The sequence below is a fragment of the Pseudomonas sp. D1-1 genome (genome assembly GCF_051132225.1).
GTDB lineage: Bacteria > Pseudomonadota > Gammaproteobacteria > Pseudomonadales > Pseudomonadaceae > Aquipseudomonas.
Genome location: NZ_CP071676.1, coordinates 5,360,229 through 5,382,931, shown reverse-complemented (window position 1 = coordinate 5,382,931; position 22,703 = coordinate 5,360,229). Strand labels below are relative to the sequence as shown.

Sequence of the window (22,703 nt, the reverse complement as noted above, 5' to 3'; positions counted from 1 at the left end):
ATGGAACATTCAACATTTATGTCGACTGGCTCACCGCTATCGCGAGCAGGCTCGCTCCCACAAGGGTCTTTGGCCAGTCTTTAAACAGTTGAGGCCTGCATGCCCTTCGATCTTGCCGCACGCCTGGCTGCCCGTCGTGCCGAAAACCTCTATCGCCAGCGTCCGCTGCTTGAAAGCCCCCAAGGCCCGCAAGTGGTGGTGGACGGCCAGCCGTTGCTGGCGTTCTGCAACAACGACTACCTGGGCCTGGCCAATCACCCGCAGGTGATCGAGGCCTGGCGTGCCGGCGCGTCGCGTTGGGGCGTCGGTGGTGGTGCGTCGCATCTGGTGATCGGCCACAGCGGCCCTCATCACGCCGTGGAAGAAGCGCTGGCCGACTTGACCGGCCGGCCCCGGGCACTGTTATTCACCACCGGCTACATGGCCAACCTTGGTGCCGTCACGGCGCTGGTCGGACAGGGCGACACGGTGTTGCAGGACCGGCTCAACCACGCCTCGTTGCTCGACGCCGGGCTGTTGTCCGGTGCCCGTTTCAGCCGTTACTTGCACAACGATGCCCAAAGCCTGGCGACCCGCCTGGAAAAAGCCATCGGCAATACCCTGGTGGTCACTGACGGCGTGTTCAGCATGGACGGCGACATCGCCGACCTGCCGGCTCTCGCCCGCGCAGCACGGGCCAAGGGCGCCTGGCTGATGGTCGACGATGCCCATGGCTTCGGCACGCTGGGTACCACCGGCGGCGGCGTCGTCGAGCATTTCGGCCTGAGCCAGGAAGACGTACCGGTGCTGGTGGGGACGCTGGGCAAGGCGTTCGGCACCGCCGGGGCCTTTATTGCTGGCAGCGAAGAATTGATCGAAAGCCTGATCCAGTTCGCCCGCCCCTACATCTACACCACCAGCCAGCCGCCGGCGTTGGCCTGCGCCACGCTCAAGAGCCTTGAGTTGCTGCGTAGCGAGCATTGGCGGCGTGAGCATCTGCAACTGCTGATCCGCCAGTTCCGCCACGGTGCCGAGCAGATCGGCTTGCAATTGATGGACAGTTTCACGCCGATCCAACCCATCCTGATCGGTGATGCGGGACGGGCGATGCGGCTGTCGCTGATGCTGCGCGAGCGCGGGCTGATGGTCACCGCAATCCGGCCACCCACCGTGCCGGCCGGCAGCGCTCGGCTGCGTGTGACGTTGACCGCTGCCCACAGCGAAGCCCAGGTACAACTCTTGTTGAATGCACTGGCCGACTGTTTTGCACAACTGGGAGCGGAGCCAAGCCATGCGTGATCGATTGATATTGCTGCCCGGCTGGGGCTTGGGCATCTCGCCCCTCGAACCGCTGGCGGCGGCCCTGCAAGGGCTCGACGAGCACTTGCAAGTGGAAATCGAGCCATTGCCTGCACTGGTGTCGAGCGACCTCGGTGAATGGCTCGATGAGCTGGATGCCACGTTGCCCCAGGATGCCTGGCTGGGCGGCTGGTCCCTGGGCGGGATGCTGGCCGCGGAACTGGCGGCGCGTCGGGGCGAGCGCTGCTGTGGCCTGTTGACCCTGGCGAGCAACGTGTCGTTTGTCGCCCACGAGCATTGGCCGAGCGCGATGCCCGGTGAAACCTTCGATGGATTTCTCGCCGGATGCGCCGCCGATCCGCGCCAGACCCTCAAACGCTTCAGCTTGCTGTGTGCGCAAGGCTGCGGCGACCCGCGCGGGTTGTCGCGATTGCTGCTGGCCGGCGCGCCGAACACGTCGCCTGAGGTATTGATGGCCGGGCTCGAGCTGCTGGCGCGACTGGACATGGGGGTTGCCTTGCAGGGTTTTCGAGGCCCGCAATTGCATCTGTTTGCCGGGCTCGACGCGCTGGTGCCTGCCGAGGCTGCGGGAGAACTGCTGGCGATGCTGCCAGATGTCGAAATCGGTCTGATTGAACAGGCCGGCCACGGATTCCCACTGGAGGACCCCCACGGCGTGGCGGGGGCGATCCAGGCTTTTCTGCATGAGTCCGGTGATGACTGATTTATCTGTTGTGAAGTTGCCGGGCGCCTTGCCCGACAAACGTCAGGTCGCGGCCTCGTTCTCCCGGGCGGCGGCCAGCTATGACAGCGTCGCTGAACTGCAGCGCGACGTCGGACAGCAATTGCTGTCGCGGCTGCCCGTCTCGTTTATGCCGGGACGCTGGTTGGACATGGGTTGTGGCACCGGTTATTTCACCCGCGCCCTTGGTGCGCGGTTCGGTGAGAGGGCGGGTGTTGCGCTGGATATCGCCGAAGGCATGCTCAACCACGCCCGTCCTCAAGGCGGCGCCGCGCATTTCATCGCCGGTGATGCCGAGCGGCTGCCGTTGCAGTCGGCCAGCTGTGACCTGGTGTATTCCAGCCTCGCGGTGCAATGGTGTGGCGATTTTGCCTCGGTATTGAGCGAGTCCTATCGTGTTCTGAAACCCGGTGGGATGTTTGCCTTCACCAGCCTGTGTGTCGGCACGTTATACGAGTTGCGCGACAGCTGGCGTGAAGTGGATGGCCTGGTACACGTCAACCGTTTCCGCGCATTCGATACCTATAGACAGCTGGCCGACGCCAGCGGGTTGCGCGTCGTCAGCCTGGAGAATCGCCCGCATGTTCTGCATTACCCCGATGTACGTGCCCTGACCCACGAATTGAAAGCATTGGGTGCGCACAATCTGAATCCTGGTCGTCCCGGTGGGTTGACGGGCAGGGCGAGAATTTTCGCGCTGGTCCAGGCCTATGAAAAATATCGCCAGGCCCAGGGCCTGCCGGCCACTTACCAGGTGGTCTACGCCGTGCTGGAGAAACCGCTATGAGCCAGGCTTATTTCATCACCGGCACCGACACGGACGTGGGCAAGACCACTGTTGCGGCGGGGTTGCTGCACGCGGCCAGGCGGGCCGGCATGAGCACCGCCGCGGGCAAGCCCGTAGCCTCTGGTTGCGCAGTGACGCCCAAGGGCCTGCGCAACGCCGATGCCTTGGCCCTGTTGGCCGAATGTTCGGTGCCATTGACTTATGCACAGGTCAATCCGGTGGCATTCGAACCGGCGATCGCACCTCACCTGGCCGCTCGGGAAGCTGGCGTGGCCTTGACCGTGCAATCCTTGCTCGGGCCGATGCGCGAGGTGCTGGCTCTGGATGCGGATTTCACCTTGATCGAAGGCGCGGGCGGCTGGCGTGTGCCGCTGGCCGGGCAAGACAATCTTTCCGACCTTGCGATAGCGTTGGGCCTGCCGGTGATCCTGGTGGTTGGGGTACGCCTGGGCTGCATCAGCCACGCGTTGCTGACCGCCGAGGCTATCGCGCGGGACGGCTTGCCATTGGCCGGCTGGGTAGCAAACATCATCGATCCGGCGACGTCGCGCATGGAAGAAAACCTCGCGACCCTCGCCGAACGCCTGCCGGCGCCCTGCCTGGGCAGAGTCGCGCGAATCAAGGACGTGACGGCCGAAGCGGTGGCCGAACATCTGCAGCTGGATCTGCTGGACTGACTCTTAACCAAGGTTTTGGCTATGACGCGGCACTGTGCCATTAGTGTTTTTGTCGAGCCTTTTCCCAAGGCATCTGGTTCAATGCCCGTGTCGACCCTTCAAGAAGACCCTCCCTGCCATGGAAATCTCAGGAAACACCGCGTTCTATGCCGGTCTGAGCACGATTCAGACAGGGCAGTACCGCGTTGATCAGGCCTCCAGCCAGATTGCCAACACCACGATCGAGCGCTCGGTCACCAGCCAGTCCTCCGACGTTCAGGTGGATCGCCTGCGTTCGGTGGATCGCAGTCAGCAATCGGACCTGACCAGCAACATGGTCGAAATGGCCCAAGGCAAGTTCCAGGTGCAACTGGGGGTGAACGTTGCCAAGGCTTCCGACGAAATGCTCGGAACGTTGATCGATACGTTCGCCTGACTCTGCCGTTCAGATGTAGTGAAAACGCCGCGATTCATTCGCGGCGTTTTCGTCTCTAACTCTTTCTTCCTCAACTAATCTTTTACTGCGCGAGCCGTGCCACTGCTTGGCGATGGATTTTTCACGGCCGAAATTTGCTGCAGGACGATGACGAACGGCAAAAGATCGCCGCTTGACAAGGTATGAGCGTAAACGTATGTTTCAAACAGCTGTTTGATCGCCATAACAAATCCACGCGGTCGTTCATTCCCGGTTACATCAGCAGAGGTTTATCGCTATGCCTGACTACAAGGCCCCCTTGCGTGATATTCGCTTCGTTCGTGACGAACTGCTCGGCTACGAAGCGCATTATCAGAGCCTTCCAGCGTGCCAGGAGGCAACTCCGGACATGGTTGACGCCATCCTCGAAGAAGGCGCCAAGTTCTGTGAGCAGGTGCTGGCGCCGCTGAACCGCGTGGGTGATCTCGAAGGTTGCACCTGGAGCGAGTCCGGCGTGAAAACCCCGACCGGCTTCAAGGAAGCCTACAAGCAATTTGTCGAAGGCGGCTGGCCGAGCCTGGCCCATGACGTGGCGCACGGTGGCCAAGGCCTGCCGGAATCCCTGGGCCTGGCAGTCAGCGAGATGGTCGGCGAAGCCAACTGGTCGTGGGGCATGTACCCGGGCCTGTCCCATGGCGCGATGAACACCATTTCCGAGCACGGTACCCCCGAGCAGCAAGAGGCTTACCTGACCAAGCTGGTATCCGGCGAATGGACCGGCACCATGTGCCTGACCGAACCGCACTGCGGCACCGACCTGGGCATGTTGCGCACCAAGGCCGAACCTCAGGCCGACGGCTCCTACAAAGTGACCGGCACCAAGATCTTCATCTCGGCCGGCGAACACGACATGGCCGACAACATCGTCCACATCGTGCTGGCGCGCCTGCCGGACGCACCGGCTGGCACCAAAGGTATCTCGCTGTTCATCGTTCCGAAATTCCTGCCTGAGGCCGACGGCTCAATCGGCCAGCGCAACGCAGTCAGCTGTGGCTCCCTGGAACACAAGATGGGCATCCACGGCAACGCCACCTGCGTGATGAACTTCGACGCGGCCACCGGTTTCCTGATCGGCCCGGCGAACAAAGGCCTGAATTGCATGTTCACCTTCATGAACACCGCTCGCCTGGGTACCGCGCTGCAAGGCCTGGCCCACGCCGAAATCGGTTTCCAGGGTGGCCTGAAGTACGCTCGCGACCGCCTGCAGATGCGTTCCCTGACCGGCCCGAAAGCACCGGACAAGGCCGCCGACCCGATCATCGTGCACCCTGACGTGCGTCGCATGTTGCTGACCATGAAAGCCTTCGCCGAGGGCAACCGGGCGATGGTGTACTTCACCGCCAAGCAGGTCGACATCGTCAAGTATGGTGTGGACGAAGAAGAGAAGAAGAAGGCTGACGCCCTGCTGGCGTTCATGACCCCGATCGCCAAGGCGTTCATGACCGAAGTCGGCTTCGAATCGGCCAACCACGGCGTGCAGATCTACGGCGGCCACGGCTTCATCGCCGAGTGGGGCATGGAGCAGAACGTGCGCGACAGCCGCATCTCGATGCTGTACGAAGGCACCACCGGCATCCAGGCGCTCGACCTGCTGGGCCGTAAAGTGCTGATGACCCAGGGCGAGGCGCTCAAGGGCTTCACCAAGATTGTCCACAAGTTCTGCCAGGGCAACGAAGGCAACGAAGCCGTCAAGGAATTCGTCGAGCCGTTGGCTGCACTGAACAAGGAATGGGGCGAACTGACCATGAAGGTCGGCATGGCCGCCATGAAGGATCGCGAAGAAGTCGGCGCGGCCTCGGTGGACTACCTGATGTACTCCGGTTACGCCTGCCTGGCTTACTTCTGGGCCGACATGGCGCGCCTGGCTGCGGAAAAACTGGCGGCCGGCACGACCGAAGAAGCGTTCTACACCGCCAAGCTGCAGACCGCGCGCTTCTACTTCCAGCGCATCCTGCCGCGCACCCGCACCCACGTGGCGACCATGTTGTCGGGCGCCAACAACCTGATGGACATGAAAGAAGAAGACTTCGCGCTGGGCTACTAAGCCTTAAGCGTTTCTTCAAAAAGCCGCTGCTTCTTCGGGAGCAGCGGCTTATTCATGTTTGTCATAACCCCAGTCAGGCCATCGACAAACCCGTGGCGAGGGAGCTTGCTCCCGCTGGGCTGCGAAGCGGCCCAAAACCTGCCAATACGCAGCATCAGACACACCGCGCCCGCCGGCTTACGACTGCTTCGCAGCCGAGCGGGAGCAAGCTCCCTCGCCACAGGGGAACCATGGCGATCCTGAAACAATATTCATCCACCCGGACCCTAAGAAAACTTCCCGATCTGCCGTTACAGCGATGGCAGTGTGACATCTGTCACCTCTCGCGTGCCTTACTGCTCCAGTTGCAGGCACAATGCCATCTTTGATCAGCCGGGTCGGAGCTTTACCCTTGCCGCGTCTTTCCGTAATGCGCTTCAGCCATTTCCTACCGTCGACAGTGCTTTTACTGGCGGGGCTCGCGGCTGCCTACGTCAAGGACCTGAACGTCTTCTTCACCTCATTGTTCAACGTGCTTCCTACGCTGGTGTTGTTGTTGGGCGGGGCGTACTGCTCCGTTTACCGACGTCAGCGCGAACTGTTTCTGATGGTCACGGTGTACATCGCTTATTTCCTGCTGGATACCCAGACCGACTTCTATCGCGATAACGGCAAGGTGCGCGAAGACGCGGCGGTGGTGTTCCATCTGGTCTGCCTGCTGCTGCCGCTGTTGTTCGGGCTGTTCGCGGCGTGGCAGGAGCGCACGCATCTGTTCCAGGACATGGTGGCGCGTTTCGCGGTGCTACTGGCCTTTGGTGGCGTAGCCCTGGCCCTGGAGCAAAGCTTTCCCCAGGCCCTGCTGCTGTGGCTTTCGGAAATACGCTGGCCGGCGCTGCATGGCGCCTGGATGAGCCTGATCCAATTGTCATACCCGGTGTTTGCCGCTGCGTTCGTGCTGCTGGCCTGGCAATACTGGCGTAACCCACGACCCTTGCATGCGGCGCAGCTGGTGGGGTTGGTCGGGCTGTTCTGGATGCTGCCGAAGACGTTCATCCTGCCGTTCACCCTGAACATCATGTGCAGCCAGGTGATGCTGATGATCGCCGCCGCGGTTGCTCACGAGGCCTACCAGATGGCCTTCCGCGATGAGCTCACCGGCCTGCCGGGGCGCCGGGCGCTGAATGAACGCATGCAGCGCCTGGGTCGAAACTACGTGCTGGCGATGAGCGACGTGGATCACTTCAAGAAATTCAACGACACCCACGGTCACGATGTCGGCGATCAGGTGCTGCGCCTGGTGGCCAGCAAGCTGTCGAAAATCGGTGGGGGCGGCAGGGCTTATCGTTACGGCGGCGAGGAGTTTGCGCTGGTGTTTGCCGGCAAGACCATTGATGAATGCATGCCTCATCTGGAAGTCATCCGCCAGTCCATCGAGACGTACGCCATTCAACTGCGTAATCCCGACAATCGCCCTCAGGACGATCAGCAAGGTCGCCAGCGTCGCTCCGGCAGCGGCGCCACCAGCGTATCGGTGACCGTCAGCATCGGCGTGGCCGAACGCGTGGACCAGCGCACGCCCGAGGAAGTGCTCAAGTCCGCCGACCAGGCGCTCTACAACGCCAAAGGGGCGGGGCGCAATTGTGTAATTGCCTTCGGCCAGAATCGTCGCGGCGCAGTGCGCATGGAGGCTGCCGCGGGTTGAGTGATGACGGCGCATTCAGCGTCTGGAGATTGATTGTGGGCCTTGGCGGCCGGCAGTAGGTTGGAATGATCTGCTACCGGAGAAAACCACCATGCCCGAGTACAAAGCCCCGCTGCGCGACATGCGTTTCCTGATCGACAACGTCTTTGATTTCCACGGCCGTTATGCCGAGTTGGGGGCCAGCGACGCCAGTCCGGACATGGTCAGCGCCATCCTCGAAGAAGGTGCCCGGTTCTGTGAGAACGTGCTGGCTCCGCTCAATCGTCCGGGTGACGAAGAGGGCTGCCATTTCGATAACGGCGTGGTCACTACACCTGCAGGCTTCAAGCAAGCTTTCGCACAGTATGTGGAAGGCGGCTGGCACGGCCTGGCAGCGGATCCGGCTTATGGCGGCCAAGGCCTGCCCAGCTCGCTGGGGCTGGTGATCAGCGAAATGATCGGGTCGAGCAATACCTCCTGGGGCATGTACCCCGGCCTGACCCACGGCGCCATGTCGGCCATCCACGCTCACGGCACCGAACAGCAGAAACAGACCTACCTCAACAAGCTCACCGCCGGCCAGTGGACCGGCACCATGTGCCTGACCGAAGCCCACTGCGGCACGGACCTGGGCATCATTAAGACCCGCGCCGTGCCTCAGGCGGATGGCAGCTACGCGGTGACCGGCAGCAAGATCTTCATCAGCGCCGGCGAGCACGACATGAGCGACAACATCATTCACCTGGTGCTCGCCAAATTGCCGGATGCTCCCGCCGGGACCAAAGGCATCTCGTTGTTCATCGTGCCCAAGTTCCTGCCCGATGCAGCGGGCGAGGCCGGTGAGCGCAATGGTGTTTCCTGCGGTTCGATCGAGCACAAGATGGGCATCAAGGCGTCGGCCACGTGCGTGCTGAACTTCGATGGGGCCAAGGGTTTCCTGATCGGCGAACCGAACAAGGGCCTCAACTGCATGTTCACCATGATGAACCACGCCCGCCTCGGTACCGGCATGCAGGGCCTGTGCCTCGGCGAAGCGAGCTTCCAGGGTGCGATCAAATACGCCAACGATCGCCTGCAGATGCGCTCTTTGACCGGCCCCAAGGCGCCGGAAAAAGTCGCCGACCCGATCATTGTCCATCCCGATGTACGCCGGATGCTGCTGACCATGAAAGCCTTCAATGAAGGCAATCGGGCGCTGACCTATTTCACCGCGCAACTGCTCGATACCGCGCATTTGAGCCGCGACGAAAGCGCCCGCCAGGAGGCGGAAGACCTGCTGGCCTTCCTCACCCCGATCTGCAAGGCCTTCATGACCGACACGGGTTTGGAAGTGACCAACCACGGCATGCAGGTCTTTGGCGGTCATGGCTTCATTCGTGAGTGGGGCATGGAGCAGCTGGTGCGTGATTGCCGGATCGCGCCGATCTATGAAGGCACCAACGGCATCCAGGCCCTGGACCTGCTGGGGCGCAAAGTGCTGGGTAGCCAGGGCAAGTTGCTGCGCGGTTTCACCAGAATCGTTCACAAATTCTGCGCTGCCAATGCCGGGCATCCGCAGCTCCAGGCTTTCATTGCGCAACTGGACGGGCTCAACCAGCAATGGGGCGAACTGACGACGCAGGTCGGCATGGCCGCCATGAAAAATCCGGATGAGGTGGGCGCCGCTTCGGTGGATTACCTGATGTACAGCGGCTATATCATTCTGGCCTATCTGTGGTTGCGCATGGCGTTGGTGGCCCAGGCGCAACTCGACAGCGGCACTGGAGGCAGCGATTTCTGCCGGGCCAAGCTGGCGACCTGCGAGTTTTACTTCAAGCGCCTGCTGCCGCGTACGGCCGCCCATCGGGCTGCTATAGAGGCGGGGAGCGATTGCCTGATGAGGTTGCCGGCGGAGTTGTTTGCGCTTTGACAGGCTGAAACATTTTCTCAGTGGCGAGGGAGCTCGCTCCCGCTGGGGTGCGCAGCAGCCCTTCTAGTGAGCGCTGCGCACTCAAGCGGGAGCAAGCTCCCTCGCCACGGAAAAACAGAGCTTCGGAGTTGACTAAAAATAACAAAACAGTCACAGGTTGACCCTATGTGTCTCAAAAGTTGTTGAGGTACACTCTGGGCCATTGCGAGAACGCTTTCCTACGAACCAATTGTTTAGATCCTGCGAGGTTTGCCATGGCTGACTACAAAGCGCCCCTGCGCGATATGCGCTTCGTCCTCAATGAAGTGTTCGAGGTCGCGAAACTCTGGGCTCAACTGCCGGCGTTGGCCGAAACCGTGGACGCTGAAACCGTCGAAGCGATCCTCGAAGAGGCGGGCAAGGTCACCGGTAAAAGCATCGCGCCCCTCAGCCGTGCAGCTGACGAAGAGGGTTGCCACTGGGCTGACGGCGCCGTGACCACCCCGGCGGGTTTCCCTGAGGCCTACAGGACCTTCGCTGAAGGCGGTTGGGTCGGCGTCGGCGGAGATCCAACGTACGGTGGCATGGGCATGCCCAAGGCGGTTTCGGCCCAGGTCGAGGAAATGGTCAACTCCGCCAGCTTGTCCTTCGGTCTGTACCCGATGCTTACCGCAGGAGCCTGCCTGTCGATCAACGCCCACGCCAGTGAAGAATTGAAAGCCGCGTACCTGCCAAACATGTACGCCGGCGTCTGGGCCGGCTCCATGTGCCTGACCGAACCCCATGCCGGCACCGACCTGGGGATTATCCGGACCAAGGCTGAGCCCCAGGCTGACGGCACCTACAAGGTCAGCGGCACGAAGATTTTCATTACCGGCGGCGAACACGACCTCACCGAAAACATCATTCACCTGGTGCTGGCGAAGCTCCCCGACGCACCGGCGGGCCCGAAAGGCATTTCGCTGTTCCTGGTGCCGAAATTCATGGTCAACGCCGACGGCAGCCTGGGTGCACGCAACGCGGCCAACTGCGGTTCGATCGAACACAAGATGGGCATCCAGGCGTCCGCCACCTGCGTGATGAACTTCGACGAAGCAGTGGGTTACCTGGTCGGCGAGCCGAACAAAGGCCTGGCGGCGATGTTCACCATGATGAATTACGAACGCCTGGGCGTGGGGATCCAGGGTCTGGCCTCCGGCGAGCGTTCGTACCAGAACGCTGTCGAGTACGCCCGTGATCGCCTGCAAAGCCGTTCGCCAAGCGGCGCGCAGAACAAGGACAAGATCGCCGACCCGATCATCGTCCACCCGGATGTGCGCCGGATGTTGCTGACCATGAAAGCGTCGAACGAAGGTGGCCGGGCATTCTCCACCTACGTGGCGATGCAACTGGACACCGCCAAGTTCAGCGAAGACCCGACGACTCGCAAGCGCGCCGAAGATCTGGTGGCCTTGCTGACGCCGGTTGCCAAGGCATTCCTGACCGACCTGGGCCTGGAAACCACTATTCACGGCCAGCAGATTTTCGGCGGCCACGGCTACATTCGCGAATGGGGCCAGGAGCAGTTGGTGCGCGACGTGCGCATCACCCAGATCTACGAAGGCACCAACGGCATCCAGGCACTGGACCTGGTGGGGCGCAAGATCGTCGGCAACGGCGGGGCGTTCTACAAACTGTTCGCCGACGAGATTCGTCATTTCACCGCTACCGCTGGCAGCGATCTGGCGGAGTTCACCCAGCCGTTGAACGATGCCGTCGGCACGCTGGACGAGCTGACCGAGTGGCTGCTGGACCGGGCGAAAAACAATCCCCATGAAATTGGCGCGGCTTCGGTGGAGTACCTGCAGGCGTTCGGCTACACCGCGTATGCCTACATGTGGGCGCTCATGGCCCGGGCGGCCCTGGGCAAGGAGACGCAGGACGATTTCTACGCGAGCAAACTGGGCACGGCACGTTTCTATTTCGCCCGCCTGTTGCCACGAATCCATTCCTTGAGCGCTTCGGTTAGGGCGGGTAGCGAGTCGCTGTTCCTGCTGGAACCCGGTCAGTTCTAAAAGAAGACGTCATGTAGGAAAAAGCTTACATGACGTGCTGGCGATTTCCCTCTATCGGCCGATTGGATCCACGGCTAATCTAGCTTCCATGGACGTAGCGCAGGACGCGCAAAGCTACAACACGGACACGTAGGATTCTGCCAGGAAGGCGGAGTGAAATGGATGTCAGGGAAACAGTCTGCAAAGCCCCGCTTCGGCGGGGTTTTCTTTTGCCCGCGTTTTTTGCCTGCGTATCTTCTCCCTGCGGCCCGCCTCTTTGGACGCGCACTGAACCCTGACGAGCGGTCAGCTGTCCATGAGCTATATGGCAATGTGGCCATCGACCATCAGGAGCTGTCCATGGATATCATTCGAATCATCATCGCCATTCTGTTGCCACCGCTGGGTGTGTTCCTGCAAGTCGGGTTCGGCGGGGCTTTCTGGCTGAACATTCTGCTGACGCTGTTGGGTTATATCCCCGGCATCGTGCATGCGGTGTACATCATCGCCAAGCGCTGATTCACCCGTCACAACATCCCTGTGGGAGCGAGCCTGCTCGCGAAAGCGGTGTATCAGTCAGCGAGATGTTGACTGAACCATGGTTATCGCGAGCAGGCTCGCTCCCACATTGGTTTGCATTGCTGCTATGCGAGTCCATCCATCACCCTGCGATAGAACAACCACTCATGCTCCAGCGCATGTGCCTGGTTCGCGGCCTTGCGAAAGCCATGGCGCTCATCAGGGTAGTAATGAGCCTCGACCGCAACACCGTTGTCCTCCAGCGCCTTGACCATGTCGCGGGTCTGCTGCGGCACGACCACGGCGTCCAGCTCGCCTTGGAAAAAAATCACCGGCGCGCGAATCCTCTCGGCATGCAGTAACGGCGTGCGGGCCCGGTAGCGTTCGGCGTCCAGTTGCGGGTCGCCGATCAGCCAGTCCAGATAGTCACCTTCGAATTTGTGCGTAGCGCGGGCCAGGGCAACGGGATCGCTGACGCCGTAGAGGCTGGCGCCAGCGCGGAACACGTCCCGGAACGCCAGGGCGCAGAGGCTGGTATATCCTCCCGCGCTGCCGCCACGGATGAAGGCGCAGCGGCCATCGACCAAGTCTTGCTCATCAAGGTAAGCAACCACGGCGCAGGCCTCCTCGACATCCACCACGCCCCAACTCAAATGCAGCGCTTGCCGATAGACGCGCCCATAACCGCTGCTGCCACGGTAGTTGAGGTCGGCAACGGCGAAGCCGCGCTGGGTCCAATACTGGATGCGCGGGTCGAACATCGGGTAGCAAGCCGAGGTCGGCCCACCGTGGATAAACACCACCAGCGGCGGCTTCGCGTCGGTGTTCATGGCTGGATAAAAAAAACCGTGGGCTTCGCTGGACGCAGAGGGATAGCGCAGAGTCCGGGGGCGGCTGATTTGCTCGGGAGGCAACGGCGCGATGCCTCCGGCCAGCACCAGCGCTTCATGACTGCGCCGCTCGATCGCAATGACCGCCGAGGGGCTGGCTGGCGAGGCGGCAATGGCATAGACGAATTGCTCATCCAGCGCGAGGCTGCGGAAGCGGCTGTAAGTGCCGGTGAAATCTTCGAGCACGCCGCCGCTGCGCAGCCCCAACCGCCCGAAGCCGGCCTCGGTCCAGCTTGCCAGGAAACTGCTTTCATCCACCGGCAACCATGTACACCCGCCCAGTTGCCAAGGCGCCGGGGCGTGATCGGCTTCGGCGGCGTCCATTGGCTTCAGGACGCCGGCGCATTCACTCCAGGGCTGCCAGTAACCGTCTCGGTCGGTCAGGCAATAAAGGCGACTGCAAGCATCGAAGCGAGGTTGCTGGATGGATTCTTCGTCATCATCGCCGGCCACGCAGCATGGCGCTGCCCAGGTTGAATCGTTGCGCTCGGCGAGCATCAGCCGCGTCGCTGTCCATGGCTGGTGGGGGCGACTCCATTCAATCCAGGCGAGACGTTTTCCGTCGGGGCTCAAGATCGGCGCGGCATAGAAGTCCGCGCCTTCGGCCAATAAGCGCCGCTGGTGATCCGCCAGTCCGATCGATACCAATCGATGCTGGTCGGCCTGTTCCTCCACGGCCAGCACGTGCCCTGTGGCGAAGTGCAGATCGCCGTATCGACAATCGCCCGCGGTCAGCGCTACCGGACACTGGTCGCCCAGCGATTGGTGATACAACTGTTGGTCGCGTTCGTTGACGAACAGCACGCCGTCGTCGCTCAGACAGAACGACCCGCCGCCGTATTCATACACCCGGCTGCGCACACTGAAACCGTCCGGGGTCAGGCAACGCGCCTTGCCGTCTCGCCAATGCCAGATCCGGCAAGCGCCATCTTCGGGACGGTATTCGTTCCAGAAAAGGCCCAGGGGGCCGAGTTGCAGCTCGGCAAAGTCGATGCCTGCCGCGACGGCCTGGGCGGCGCTGAAAGGTTCAGCCTTTAACGATGAGGCGCGAGTTTCGTTCATTGCGAAAGGCCAGTTGTCCGATGGTTTGCGTGGCATGCTCGGCGTCTTCGCGAGCCTGGAGAATCATCCCGTGGTGCGCGGATTTGCTGCACACAGGATCGGCATTGCTGGCGTCACCGGTGAGCATGAACGCCTGGCAACGACAGCCGCCGAAATCCTTTTCTTTTTCATCGCACGAGCGGCAGGGCTCGGGCATCCAGTCATAACCTCGAAAACGGTTGAAGCCGAACGAGTCGTACCAGATGTGTTGCATGCTGTGGTCACGCACATTCGGGAATTGCACCGGCATCTGCCGGGCGCCATGGCAAGGCAATGCCGTGCCATCCGGGGTAACGGTCAGGAAGATGCTGCCCCAGCCGTTCATGCAGGCCTTGGGGCGCTCTTCATAGTAATCCGGGGTCACGAAAATCAACTTGCACGGGTTACCTTCGGCCTCGAGCCTGGCCCGGTATTCATTGGTGATGCGCTCGGCACGCACCAGTTGTTCCCGCGTGGGCAGCAGGCCGACGCGGTTGAGGTGTGCCCAGCCATAGAACTGACAGGTGGCGAGTTCGACAAAGTCGGCTTCCAGGGCGATGCACAACTCGATGATGCGGTCGATCTTGTCGATGTTGTGCCGATGGGTGACGAAGTTCAGCACCATCGGATAACCATGGGCTTTCACCGCTCGGGCCATCTCCAGTTTTTGCGCGAAAGCTTTTTTCGAACCGGCCAGCAGATTGTTCACCTGCTCGTCGCTGGCCTGGAAACTGATCTGGATGTGGTCGAGGCCGGCCTTCTTGAAATCGCTGATTTTCTGTTCGGTCAAGCCGATGCCGGAGGTGATCAGATTGGTGTAGAAGCCTAGCTTGCGCGCCTCGCCGATCAGCTCGGCGAGGTCCTGGCGCACCAACGGCTCGCCGCCGGAAAAGCCCAGTTGCGCGGCGCCCATTTCCCGGGCCTCGCGAAAGACCTTGAACCACTGCTCGGTGCTCAGCTCCTTGCCTTGTTCGGCAAAGTCCAGCGGGTTGGAGCAGTACGGGCATTGCAACGGGCAGCGATAGGTCAGCTCGGCCAGCAGCCACAGCGGCAAGCCGACGGCGGGCTTCTCAGGCAAGGGTGATCCAGTGCTGTGCACGGGCGACCTCCATGAATTGCTCGATGTCGTCACCGAGTTCCGGCACGTCCGGGAATTGCTTCTCCAGCTCGCCGATGATCGCCGCGACATCCCGTTCACCATCGATCAGGCCGCCGATCAGCGAGGCGCTGTCGTTGAGCTTGATCATGCCTTCAGGATAAAGCAGCACATGGCCTTTCTGGGCCGGTTCGTATTGGAAGCGATAGCCGGGACGCCACTGAGGGGTTTTGCTGCGGTCGAAGCTCATAAGGTAATCCCTTTATGCCACACCCGTTGATCGGTCACGCTGTGATAGGGCGGGCGTTTTAATTCGTAAGCCATGCTCATGGCGTCGAGCATGCTCCAGAGAATGTCCAATTTGAACTGGAGAATTTCCAGCATGCGCTCCTGGCCTGCGCGGGTGGTGTAGTGCTGCAAGGTGATCGCGAGACCATGCTCCACATCACGCCGAGCCTGGCCCAGGCGGGTGCGGAAATATTCATAGCCGGCCGGGTCGATCCAGGAGTAGTGCTGCGGCCAGCTGTCCAGGCGCGACTGGTGGATCTGCGGGGCGAACAGTTCGGTCAATGAGCTGCTGGCGGCTTCCTGCCAGGAAGCCCGGCGGGCGAAGTTGACGTAGGCATCCACGGCGAAGCGTACGCCGGGTAGCACCAACTCTTGGGAGCGCAGCTGATCGGGGTCCAGGCCCACTGCCTGGCCCAGTCGCAGCCAGGCTTCGATGCCGCCGTCTTCGCCGGGGGCACCGTCATGGTCGAGCAGGCGCTGGATCCACTCGCGACGGATTTCCCGGTCCGGGCAGTTGGCCAGGATCGCGGCGTCCTTGAGCGGAATATTCACTTGGTAGTAGAAGCGGTTCGCGACCCAGCCCTGGATCTGCTCGCGCGTGGCGCGGCCTTCATACATCGCCACGTGGTAGGGGTGATGGATGTGGTAGTACGCGCCTTTGGCACGCAGGGCCGCCTCGAACTCGGCGATGGACAGGGGGGTGTCAGTCATTTCGGTTCTCCGGAGAATAACCGTTGGGTTCCGTGGCGTCGGGGCTGGCCCTATCGCGAGCAAGCTCGCTCCCACACTGGTTTTGCTGCGGATCAGATATCCGATACCACTCAGGCCACTGTGGGAGCGAGCTTGCTCGCGAAGACGGCCTGTCAGCCAATACAAGCACTGGCTCGCTCCCGGTTATCAGACCTTCCTACAGTTCGATGCTCATGCCATCGTAAGCCACTTCAATCCTGCGTCGCACCAGCTCGGCCCGCTCGGGCGAGTCTTCGTCCAGGATCGGGTTGGTGTTGTTGATATGGATGAGCACCTTGCGCTGCTCGGGCAATTGCTCCAGCACCTCCAGCATCCCTCCGGGACCGTTCTGCGCCAGGTGGCCCATTTCCCGACCGGTGCGAGTGCCGACGCCACGGCGTTGCATTTCGTCGTCGTCCCACATCGTGCCGTCCACCAGCAGGCAGTCGCTGTCGGCCATGATCTGCAGCAACGGTTCGTCGACCTTGCCCAGGCCCGGCGCATAGAACAGTTTGCCGCGGCTGCGCAGGTCTTCAACGATCAGCCCGATGTTGTCACCCGGATGCGGATCGAAGCGGTGCGGTGAATAGGGCGGCGCGGCGCTGCGCAGCGGCAGCGGGGTGAAGCGCAGGTTCGGACAGGCCGGGACGGTGAAGCTCTGGTCCAGCTCGATGCGGTTCCAGCTCAGGCCGCCGTTCCAGTGGGTCAGCATGTTGAACAGCGGGAAACCGGTGCTCAGGTCTTCATGGACCATGTCGGTGCACCAGACCTGATGCGGGCAGCCTTCGCGCAGGCTGAGCAAGCCGGTGGTGTGATCGATCTGGCTGTCCATCAGGATGATCGCGCCGATGCCGGTGTCCCGTAGCGCCCGGCCAGGCTGCATCGGGGCGAAACCCTGGAGTTGCGCGCGGATGTCCGGCGAGGCGTTGCACAGGACCCAGCTCACGCCATCATCGGAAATTGCAATGGACGACTGGGTGCGCGCCTGCGCTCGGAGATTGCCGTCGCGAAAACCCGCGCAATTGGCGCAGTTGCAGTTCCACTGGGGAAAGCCCCCACCGGCGGCGGAACCTAGAATCTGGACGAACATGCTCGCTCCCATCTGCAAACCGAAATAAAAACGCCCCGGATGGCCGAGGCGTTGTGTCGCGTACTAACTGCCTGCAATCATCAACGGCTGGCGAAGTACATGGTGACTTCGAAGCCGATACGCAGGTCGATATATGCGGGTTTGGACCAGGACATGGGAATACTCCTTTGGTTGGGGTGGATCGGTTTAAAGCTATACATATAGTCCACCTCCGTTCGGAGATGTTCAGATGCTCAGGTGACTATGTTACTAAATCTGACAATTTGGTTCGCTGCGATTCTCTGAGAAAGCTCATTGCAGCGCCTGTAATGATCATTCGGCCGCTCGCCAAGGGGCGCCCGGGCTCGGCGCGTTGCTGAGGCAATAACGTCCTCCCTGCGCATCGATCAAGCGGCAGGCGGCATTCACCAGGTCTATGCGCTGCATGCCCAGAATGGCATCGGCCAGTCGCTCAGGGAAGTCCGCCGGGTGGCCGGCCAGTTTTCCTTGCCAGAGTAGCTCGGCCGCCTGGGCGCAGGGCAACGCGGCGATTTGCATCTGGCTGGCCAGGGCTTGTTGTTGGCTGGCCAGGGTTGCATCGTCGGTTCGCTCGATCACGGCGGGAAGCTCGGTCAGAAACTGCTCCATATGGCTGACCAATTGCGCGGCCGACGTCTCGGGCGATTGCGCACCCAGCAACAAGCCGGTCCACCCATCGATTTGCTTCAAGCCACTGAACACCGCATAACCTAACTGCAGCTCGATCCTCAAGCGCTGGTAATACGGGGTCTGGCACAAATGAGCCAGCAATCGCCAGGCAGCTTCGTCGGGCAAGTCCAACGTGGGCGAGGGGCAAAACAGCAACACGGCCTGTTCGTCGCCATGGGTCTCTAGGGTGCGCCAGATCCGCCCTGGTGAAGGCGTCGCTGCTGGCGCCGTCGCCTCGCGGGCCACGCCAGGAATCCGGGCCAACAACGGGCCCACAGCGGCTTGGGAAGCAGCCGACAGACCGATGGCCAGGCCGTCCCAGCGGGCGCTTGCCCAGACGTCTTGTTCGCTGTCGGGCGGTGGCGGCTCTGCATGCCGCAGGTTCTGCTGATAGTGATCCGGCAATTCCCGCAGCAAATGTCGAATCGGCATCAGGGGCGTTTCGTTCCTGGCCTGAACGGGTGGCAGCGGCTGCTCCAGCTTTGTCAGCAGGTGCTCAAGCACCAACGGCATCGGTGCTTGCAAACCGACCAGCTTCAACAGCCATCGATCACTACAGGCTTCGAAAGTGATGTCCACGCCTGCCTGCCGGGCGTCCTCGCACACATCCGCCAGGTGCCGATCGAGTCTGGGTTGAAAATCGAGCGGTACCCGGGTCTCCAGTTGCCAGCGCACATACACCCCACTTTCCCGGGAGTCCGGCAATGCCTGGCTGAACTGCATGGGTGAGCGTTCCCGCCGGCCCCGGCTGCGGTCTTGTGCGAACGTGCGCAGACCACGGTGGGCGCTGGTCTGGCCGCGTATCAAACCGGCGCGGGGCGGCTCGCTTGGCGCTTGCAGGAACGGGTTGGGCGAGGGCAGTTGCCATTGTTCGGTGACCGGATTCGCAGGGTGCAGTTGTTTGAGGATTTCTCGAATCCGCATCAAGTCGTTTTCCGCTAGAGCCCCGGCACATCCTTCGCCGTCCCAACGCGCCAGTTGCAGGGCGGTTGCCGTTTCCTGACGGCGCTGCAGCCGGGCGTTGAATTCCTGGCGCAAGGGAGCCCAGTCGTCATGGGCGGCAAAGAACCCCAGCCAGTCGCGCAGCAACGGCTCGACAGCCGACGGCACCGGGCCGCTGTCGAGCTTGAGCTCGATGTGCAGCAGTGCTTGACCGGCAAATTCATACAGCTGCGAAGCCTTGAGGCTGTCGGCGAGACCGCGTTGGCGCAACGTCGCAAGCAAGCCGCCCGGTTTGCTGGAGTTCAGCCAGTGACACAGGAAGGCCAATGCTTGAGGCGAGGCGCCAGGCAAGTGTTCGAGGGCGAAGAGCAAGTCGAGGCAGCCTTCCCGGACCTGTTGATAAGCGATGCCTGGCGACGTCATTAGCCTCGGTGGCAATTGCCTGGTCGCCGCTTTTCCGATGGGCATGCTTGTAGCGAATTGATCGGCCAGCGCCTTCATTGTTTCGAGGCTTTGCGGGCCGGCGAGGCTCAAGGTCATCTGACCGCTCTGGTAGAAACGCTGATGGAAACCGCGCAGGGCCGTTTGAAATTCAGGCTGTGATACGCCGAGGCTGTCGCGATTGCCGGCGTGAAAACCTCGCAGCGGATGGGCCGCCGTTAATCCGTCATACAGGGCAAGCTGGCGCTGGGCGACGGCGTCCCGGGACCAGGCGATGAATTCGGCGTGCAGCACTTCCCGCTCGCGTAACTGGTCGGCTTCATCCAGTCGGGGATGAGCGAGCATGTCTGCCAGACGCTCCAACCCGTCGGCCAGGGCGGCAGGCGGCAGCTCGATGAAAAAGTCCGTGGTGCGCTCGCTGGTACGCGCGTTGACTTGCCCACCGTGGTCCCGCACGTAGGCCATCAGGTTCTGCCCGCTGGGAAAACGTTCTGTCCCGAGAAAAAAAAGATGTTCGAGAAAATGCGCGAGGCCCGGCCAGGCCTCAGGCGCATCATGGCTGCCGGCCGCCACCCGCAATACCGCAGCGCTGCGCTTGAGGTCGGGTGCATGGCGCAACGTCACTTGTAGGCCGTTGGCCAGGGTTTCGGTATGGGGGCGGAGGGAATCGGGGGCCGGCATGAGCGCTTCCAGGACAAGGATGTGCTCATGCTAGCGGATTAGCCCGGATCAGTGTTTATGCAAGTCGCCGTATAGCGCCGGGCGACGGTCGTGCAGGTAGTTGTAGGCCGCGCGCGAGTCATTCATCAGCTGTCGATCCAGTTCACCGACGATCAACGCCTCGTCCAGCCCCGCCAGGGCCGGGCGGCTGCCGTCCGGCGCGGCGATGCTGCTCTGGCCGCAATAGCGCAACTCACCTTCGTGGCCACAGTAGTTGGCGTAGGCCACGAAACACTGGTTTTCAATGGCCCGCGCCCGCACGGTGACGTCGGCGATGAACTCGTAGGGCTGCATGTTGGCGGTCGGCACCAGGATCAGCTCGGCACCGGCCAAGGCCAGCCGCCGGGCGTTTTCCGGGAACTCCAAGTCATAGCAGATCAGGAAACCGAGCTTCCAGCCGTTGAGCTCGACAATGGGCAGCGTCGCATCCCCGGCGCTGAACATCGTATGGTCGAGGTCGCCGAACAGGTGGCTCTTGCGATAGTTGGCGAGGCGTTCGCCTTGGGCATCGATCAGTTGCACGGCGTTGTAGATCTGTCCGTCTTCGCTGCGTTCGGGGTAGCCATAGAGAATCGCCAGGCCGGCCGCCTTGGCGATGCGGCCAATTTGCTGGGCCCATTCGCCGTTGTAGACCTCGGCCAGTACATGCACCGCATCGACGCCGATGTTATAGCCGGTCAGGAACATCTCCGGCAGCACCAATATGTCAGCGCCTCGGGCCTCCAGCGCGACTTGGTGCAGACGCTGCAGGTTGCCGGCCGGATCCATTGGCAGCGGTGGACATTGGTAGAGGGCTACGCGCATCGACAACTCCTTTTATTCGGGCAGGGCGATCGGACCGATTTCGTCGAACACATCCCCTGGACCCGGATTCTCGGCATGGGTTTCACCGCCGAAGTGTTTCATGATTCCCCACACGGCATTGAGCGAGGTCTGGACCGCGCCTTCAACCCAGGCGGGTGTCCATGAGACGTCGTCGCCGGCGATAAAGATCCCTTTTTGTTCGGCCGGCATGTCGTCCTGCATGAAATGCGCGTACATGCGCTGGTTGTAACGATAGTGGCCGGGTAGCGCGCCCTTGAAGGCGCCGAGGAAATACGGGTCGGCTTCCCAAGACACGGTGATCGGTTCGCCAATGATCCGCGCGGCGATGTCCACCTTCGGGTAGATTTTTTTCAGGGCATCCAGGGCCAGCTTGACGCGTTTTTCCACCGGGTACGGGAGCATTTTCAGCGCATCGCTCATCCAGGAATACGACAGGCAGATGACCCCCGGCTTGTTGTCGCCATTGTCGAACAGGTAGGTACCACGGGTCAGGCGATCGGTGAGGGTCATGCTCATCAGGTCGCGGCCGGTTTCCGGGTCCTTGTCCTTCCAGAACGGCCGGTCGACCATCACGAAGGTCTTTGACGATTGCATGTAGCGGGTGCGATCCAGGGCCATCCACATCTTTTGCGAGAACAGCGCTTCTTCACACTCGATCTGGGTGGTAAGCAGCCAGGTCTGGCAGGTGACCAGCACGGCGGCGTATTCGCGCGTGTCGCCCCAGACGTCGGTCACGCTGAATCGGCCGTCGTCGGCGCGAGCGATACGCTTCACCCCGCTGCGTGGCGCGCCCAGGTGCAACGAATTCAGGCTGGTGCCCTCCGGCCAATGCACACAACGCTCCGGCACATGCCTCCAGATTCCCTGCGGCACCTGTTCAACGCCGCCAACCACCAGGTGCTGATGGTCGTCGCAATTGGTCATCACCACGCGAAAGATTTCCAGCATCGAGTTGGGGAAGTCCGAGTCCCAGCCGCCCGTGCCGAAGCCGACCTGGCCGAACACTTCGCGGTGCTGGAAAGACAGCTTGGCGAACGCCTTGGAGGTGGCGACGAAATCGTAGAATGTGCGGTCATCCCACAGCGGTACCAGGGTGTTCCACAGCTCTTTGAGACGCGGCACGTCGCGCTCGCGGATCGCCTGCTGGATCTCGCTGAAACGCGAGCCATCCTCCAGGGCATCGGCCCAGGCGTCAGCGACTTCCTGGAACAGCGCAGGAAGGTCGGCCATTTTTTCGGCGTAGTAAGTCTGCCCTTCCAGGTCGATGACGGTGCTGCCCGAGGCCGAGGTCAGTGGGTTGGGGAACGGTTTGGTCTCCAGGCCCAGTTTGTCGACGTAGTGGTAGAACGCCGTGGACGACACCGGAAAACGCATGCCACCGAGCTCGGCAACGATGCCTTCGGCGCCGTTGAACGCTTGGGAGCGCAGACGTCCGCCCATCTTCGACGCCTCGTAGACCACCGGTTTGAGGCCTAGCTTCATCAATTCGTAAGCGGCTACGAGACCGGCGATCCCCGCGCCGACGATCGCCACTTCAGCCCCGTGGTTGTGCTCGGGAATGACCCCCAGGCCGGCCGGGTGCTCGATCCAGTCGTCAAAGGCGAAAGGAAAGTCCGGTCCGAAAATGGTGATGGGCTTCTTGCCGTCTGCTGGGTGGCGATTGTGCTTGTTCATGGCTGACCTTGATGGGCGACTCGACGCGGCGTTTGCGTCTGAGTATAGGAAAGATGCCAGCCATTCTAGAGAGGGAGAAACACGTTAATAAGACGCAATGTGTCGTCGTTTTGCGTAGTTTCAAGTCATTTTGTAATGTGGTCGAGTCGTAATGACGAA

Annotated in this window: 20 protein-coding genes; 10 read left to right on the top strand and 10 right to left on the bottom strand. The window is 61.7% G+C overall.

Going from position 1 to position 22,703, the window contains the following annotated elements; all coding sequences use genetic code 11:
* Nucleotides 1-99 precede the first annotated feature (99 nt).
* From bioF to J3P86_RS24320, 5 genes are all read left to right on the top strand, one after another.
* The gene (gene bioF, locus J3P86_RS24340; protein WP_434627638.1) at nt 100-1,278 is read left to right on the top strand and encodes an 8-amino-7-oxononanoate synthase; all 1,179 of its coding nucleotides are present in this window, start codon (nt 100-102) and stop codon (nt 1,276-1,278) included.
* Entirely contained in the window at nt 1,271-2,002 is a 732-nt protein-coding gene (locus J3P86_RS24335; protein ID WP_434699011.1) for an alpha/beta fold hydrolase, read from the top strand. Before bioF ends, J3P86_RS24335 begins: the two co-directional genes overlap by 8 nt.
* Entirely contained in the window at nt 1,995-2,807 is an 813-nt protein-coding gene (bioC, locus tag J3P86_RS24330; protein WP_434602028.1) for a malonyl-ACP O-methyltransferase BioC, read from the top strand. The genes J3P86_RS24335 and bioC overlap by 8 nt, the downstream gene beginning before the upstream one ends.
* The gene (gene bioD / locus J3P86_RS24325) at nt 2,804-3,484 is read left to right on the top strand and encodes a dethiobiotin synthase (protein ID WP_434571368.1); all 681 of its coding nucleotides are present in this window, start codon (nt 2,804-2,806) and stop codon (nt 3,482-3,484) included. Before bioC ends, bioD begins: the two co-directional genes overlap by 4 nt.
* 118 nt (nt 3,485-3,602) lie before the next feature.
* Complete coding sequence (locus tag J3P86_RS24320) at nt 3,603-3,899, top strand: pyrroloquinoline quinone biosynthesis protein PqqE (protein ID WP_434699010.1); 297 nt, start codon at nt 3,603-3,605, stop codon at nt 3,897-3,899.
* 74 nt (nt 3,900-3,973) lie between these two features.
* Here J3P86_RS24320 and J3P86_RS24315 read toward each other — a convergent pair whose 3' ends face one another.
* Nucleotides 3,974-4,123: a hypothetical protein gene (locus J3P86_RS24315; protein WP_434627649.1), complete on the bottom strand. Its 150-nt coding sequence runs from the start codon at nt 4,121-4,123 to the stop codon at nt 3,974-3,976.
* Nucleotides 4,124-4,176: 53 nt separating this feature from the next.
* On the opposite strand from J3P86_RS24315, the gene J3P86_RS24310 reads away from it, so the two are divergent.
* From J3P86_RS24310 to J3P86_RS24290, 5 genes are all read left to right on the top strand, one after another.
* Nucleotides 4,177-5,982 carry a phenylacyl-CoA dehydrogenase gene (locus J3P86_RS24310; RefSeq protein ID WP_434571371.1) on the top strand — a complete coding sequence of 602 codons (1,806 nt, stop codon included), beginning with the start codon at nt 4,177-4,179 and terminating at the stop codon, nt 5,980-5,982.
* A 391-nt stretch (nt 5,983-6,373) separates the two neighbouring features.
* Complete coding sequence (locus J3P86_RS24305; RefSeq protein ID WP_305498358.1) at nt 6,374-7,663, top strand: GGDEF domain-containing protein; 1,290 nt, start codon at nt 6,374-6,376, stop codon at nt 7,661-7,663.
* 91 nt (nt 7,664-7,754) lie between these two features.
* Nucleotides 7,755-9,551: an acyl-CoA dehydrogenase C-terminal domain-containing protein gene (locus tag J3P86_RS24300; protein ID WP_434627652.1), complete on the top strand. Its 1,797-nt coding sequence runs from the start codon at nt 7,755-7,757 to the stop codon at nt 9,549-9,551.
* 254 nt (nt 9,552-9,805) lie between these two features.
* The gene (locus tag J3P86_RS24295) at nt 9,806-11,584 is read left to right on the top strand and encodes an acyl-CoA dehydrogenase C-terminal domain-containing protein (RefSeq protein ID WP_434696616.1); all 1,779 of its coding nucleotides are present in this window, start codon (nt 9,806-9,808) and stop codon (nt 11,582-11,584) included.
* A gap of 339 nt (nt 11,585-11,923) precedes the next feature.
* Nucleotides 11,924-12,082 (top strand): YqaE/Pmp3 family membrane protein, encoded by a 159-nt coding sequence (locus J3P86_RS24290; RefSeq protein WP_038436734.1) that lies wholly within the window; start codon nt 11,924-11,926, stop codon nt 12,080-12,082.
* A gap of 125 nt (nt 12,083-12,207) precedes the next feature.
* Here J3P86_RS24290 and J3P86_RS24285 read toward each other — a convergent pair whose 3' ends face one another.
* The 9 genes from J3P86_RS24285 to J3P86_RS24245 form a co-directional block, all read right to left on the bottom strand.
* Nucleotides 12,208-14,034, bottom strand: coding sequence for an alpha/beta hydrolase family protein (locus tag J3P86_RS24285; protein ID WP_434699009.1), 1,827 nt, complete (start codon nt 14,032-14,034; stop codon nt 12,208-12,210).
* Complete coding sequence (pqqE, locus tag J3P86_RS24280; protein ID WP_434571378.1) at nt 14,000-15,130, bottom strand: pyrroloquinoline quinone biosynthesis protein PqqE; 1,131 nt, start codon at nt 15,128-15,130, stop codon at nt 14,000-14,002. The genes J3P86_RS24285 and pqqE overlap by 35 nt, the downstream gene beginning before the upstream one ends.
* A complete protein-coding gene (gene pqqD, locus J3P86_RS24275; RefSeq protein WP_434571379.1) occupies nt 15,123-15,398 on the bottom strand; it encodes a pyrroloquinoline quinone biosynthesis peptide chaperone PqqD in 276 nt (91 codons plus the stop codon). Before pqqD ends, pqqE begins: the two co-directional genes overlap by 8 nt.
* Nucleotides 15,395-16,147, bottom strand: coding sequence for a pyrroloquinoline-quinone synthase PqqC (gene pqqC, locus J3P86_RS24270; protein WP_434699008.1), 753 nt, complete (start codon nt 16,145-16,147; stop codon nt 15,395-15,397). Before pqqC ends, pqqD begins: the two co-directional genes overlap by 4 nt.
* A gap of 196 nt (nt 16,148-16,343) precedes the next feature.
* Nucleotides 16,344-17,255 (bottom strand): pyrroloquinoline quinone biosynthesis protein PqqB, encoded by a 912-nt coding sequence (gene pqqB, locus J3P86_RS24265; RefSeq protein WP_434699007.1) that lies wholly within the window; start codon nt 17,253-17,255, stop codon nt 16,344-16,346.
* A gap of 80 nt (nt 17,256-17,335) precedes the next feature.
* Entirely contained in the window at nt 17,336-17,410 is a 75-nt protein-coding gene (gene pqqA, locus J3P86_RS24260; RefSeq protein WP_003177660.1) for a pyrroloquinoline quinone precursor peptide PqqA, read from the bottom strand.
* 157 nt (nt 17,411-17,567) lie between these two features.
* Nucleotides 17,568-20,006 carry a pyrroloquinoline quinone biosynthesis protein PqqF gene (pqqF, locus tag J3P86_RS24255; protein WP_434699006.1) on the bottom strand — a complete coding sequence of 813 codons (2,439 nt, stop codon included), beginning with the start codon at nt 20,004-20,006 and terminating at the stop codon, nt 17,568-17,570.
* Between the two features lie 48 nt (nt 20,007-20,054).
* Nucleotides 20,055-20,849, bottom strand: coding sequence for a carbon-nitrogen hydrolase family protein (locus J3P86_RS24250; RefSeq protein WP_434699005.1), 795 nt, complete (start codon nt 20,847-20,849; stop codon nt 20,055-20,057).
* Between the two features lie 12 nt (nt 20,850-20,861).
* Entirely contained in the window at nt 20,862-22,544 is a 1,683-nt protein-coding gene (locus J3P86_RS24245) for a flavin monoamine oxidase family protein (RefSeq protein ID WP_434627676.1), read from the bottom strand.
* Nucleotides 22,545-22,703: the final 159 nt, after the last annotated feature.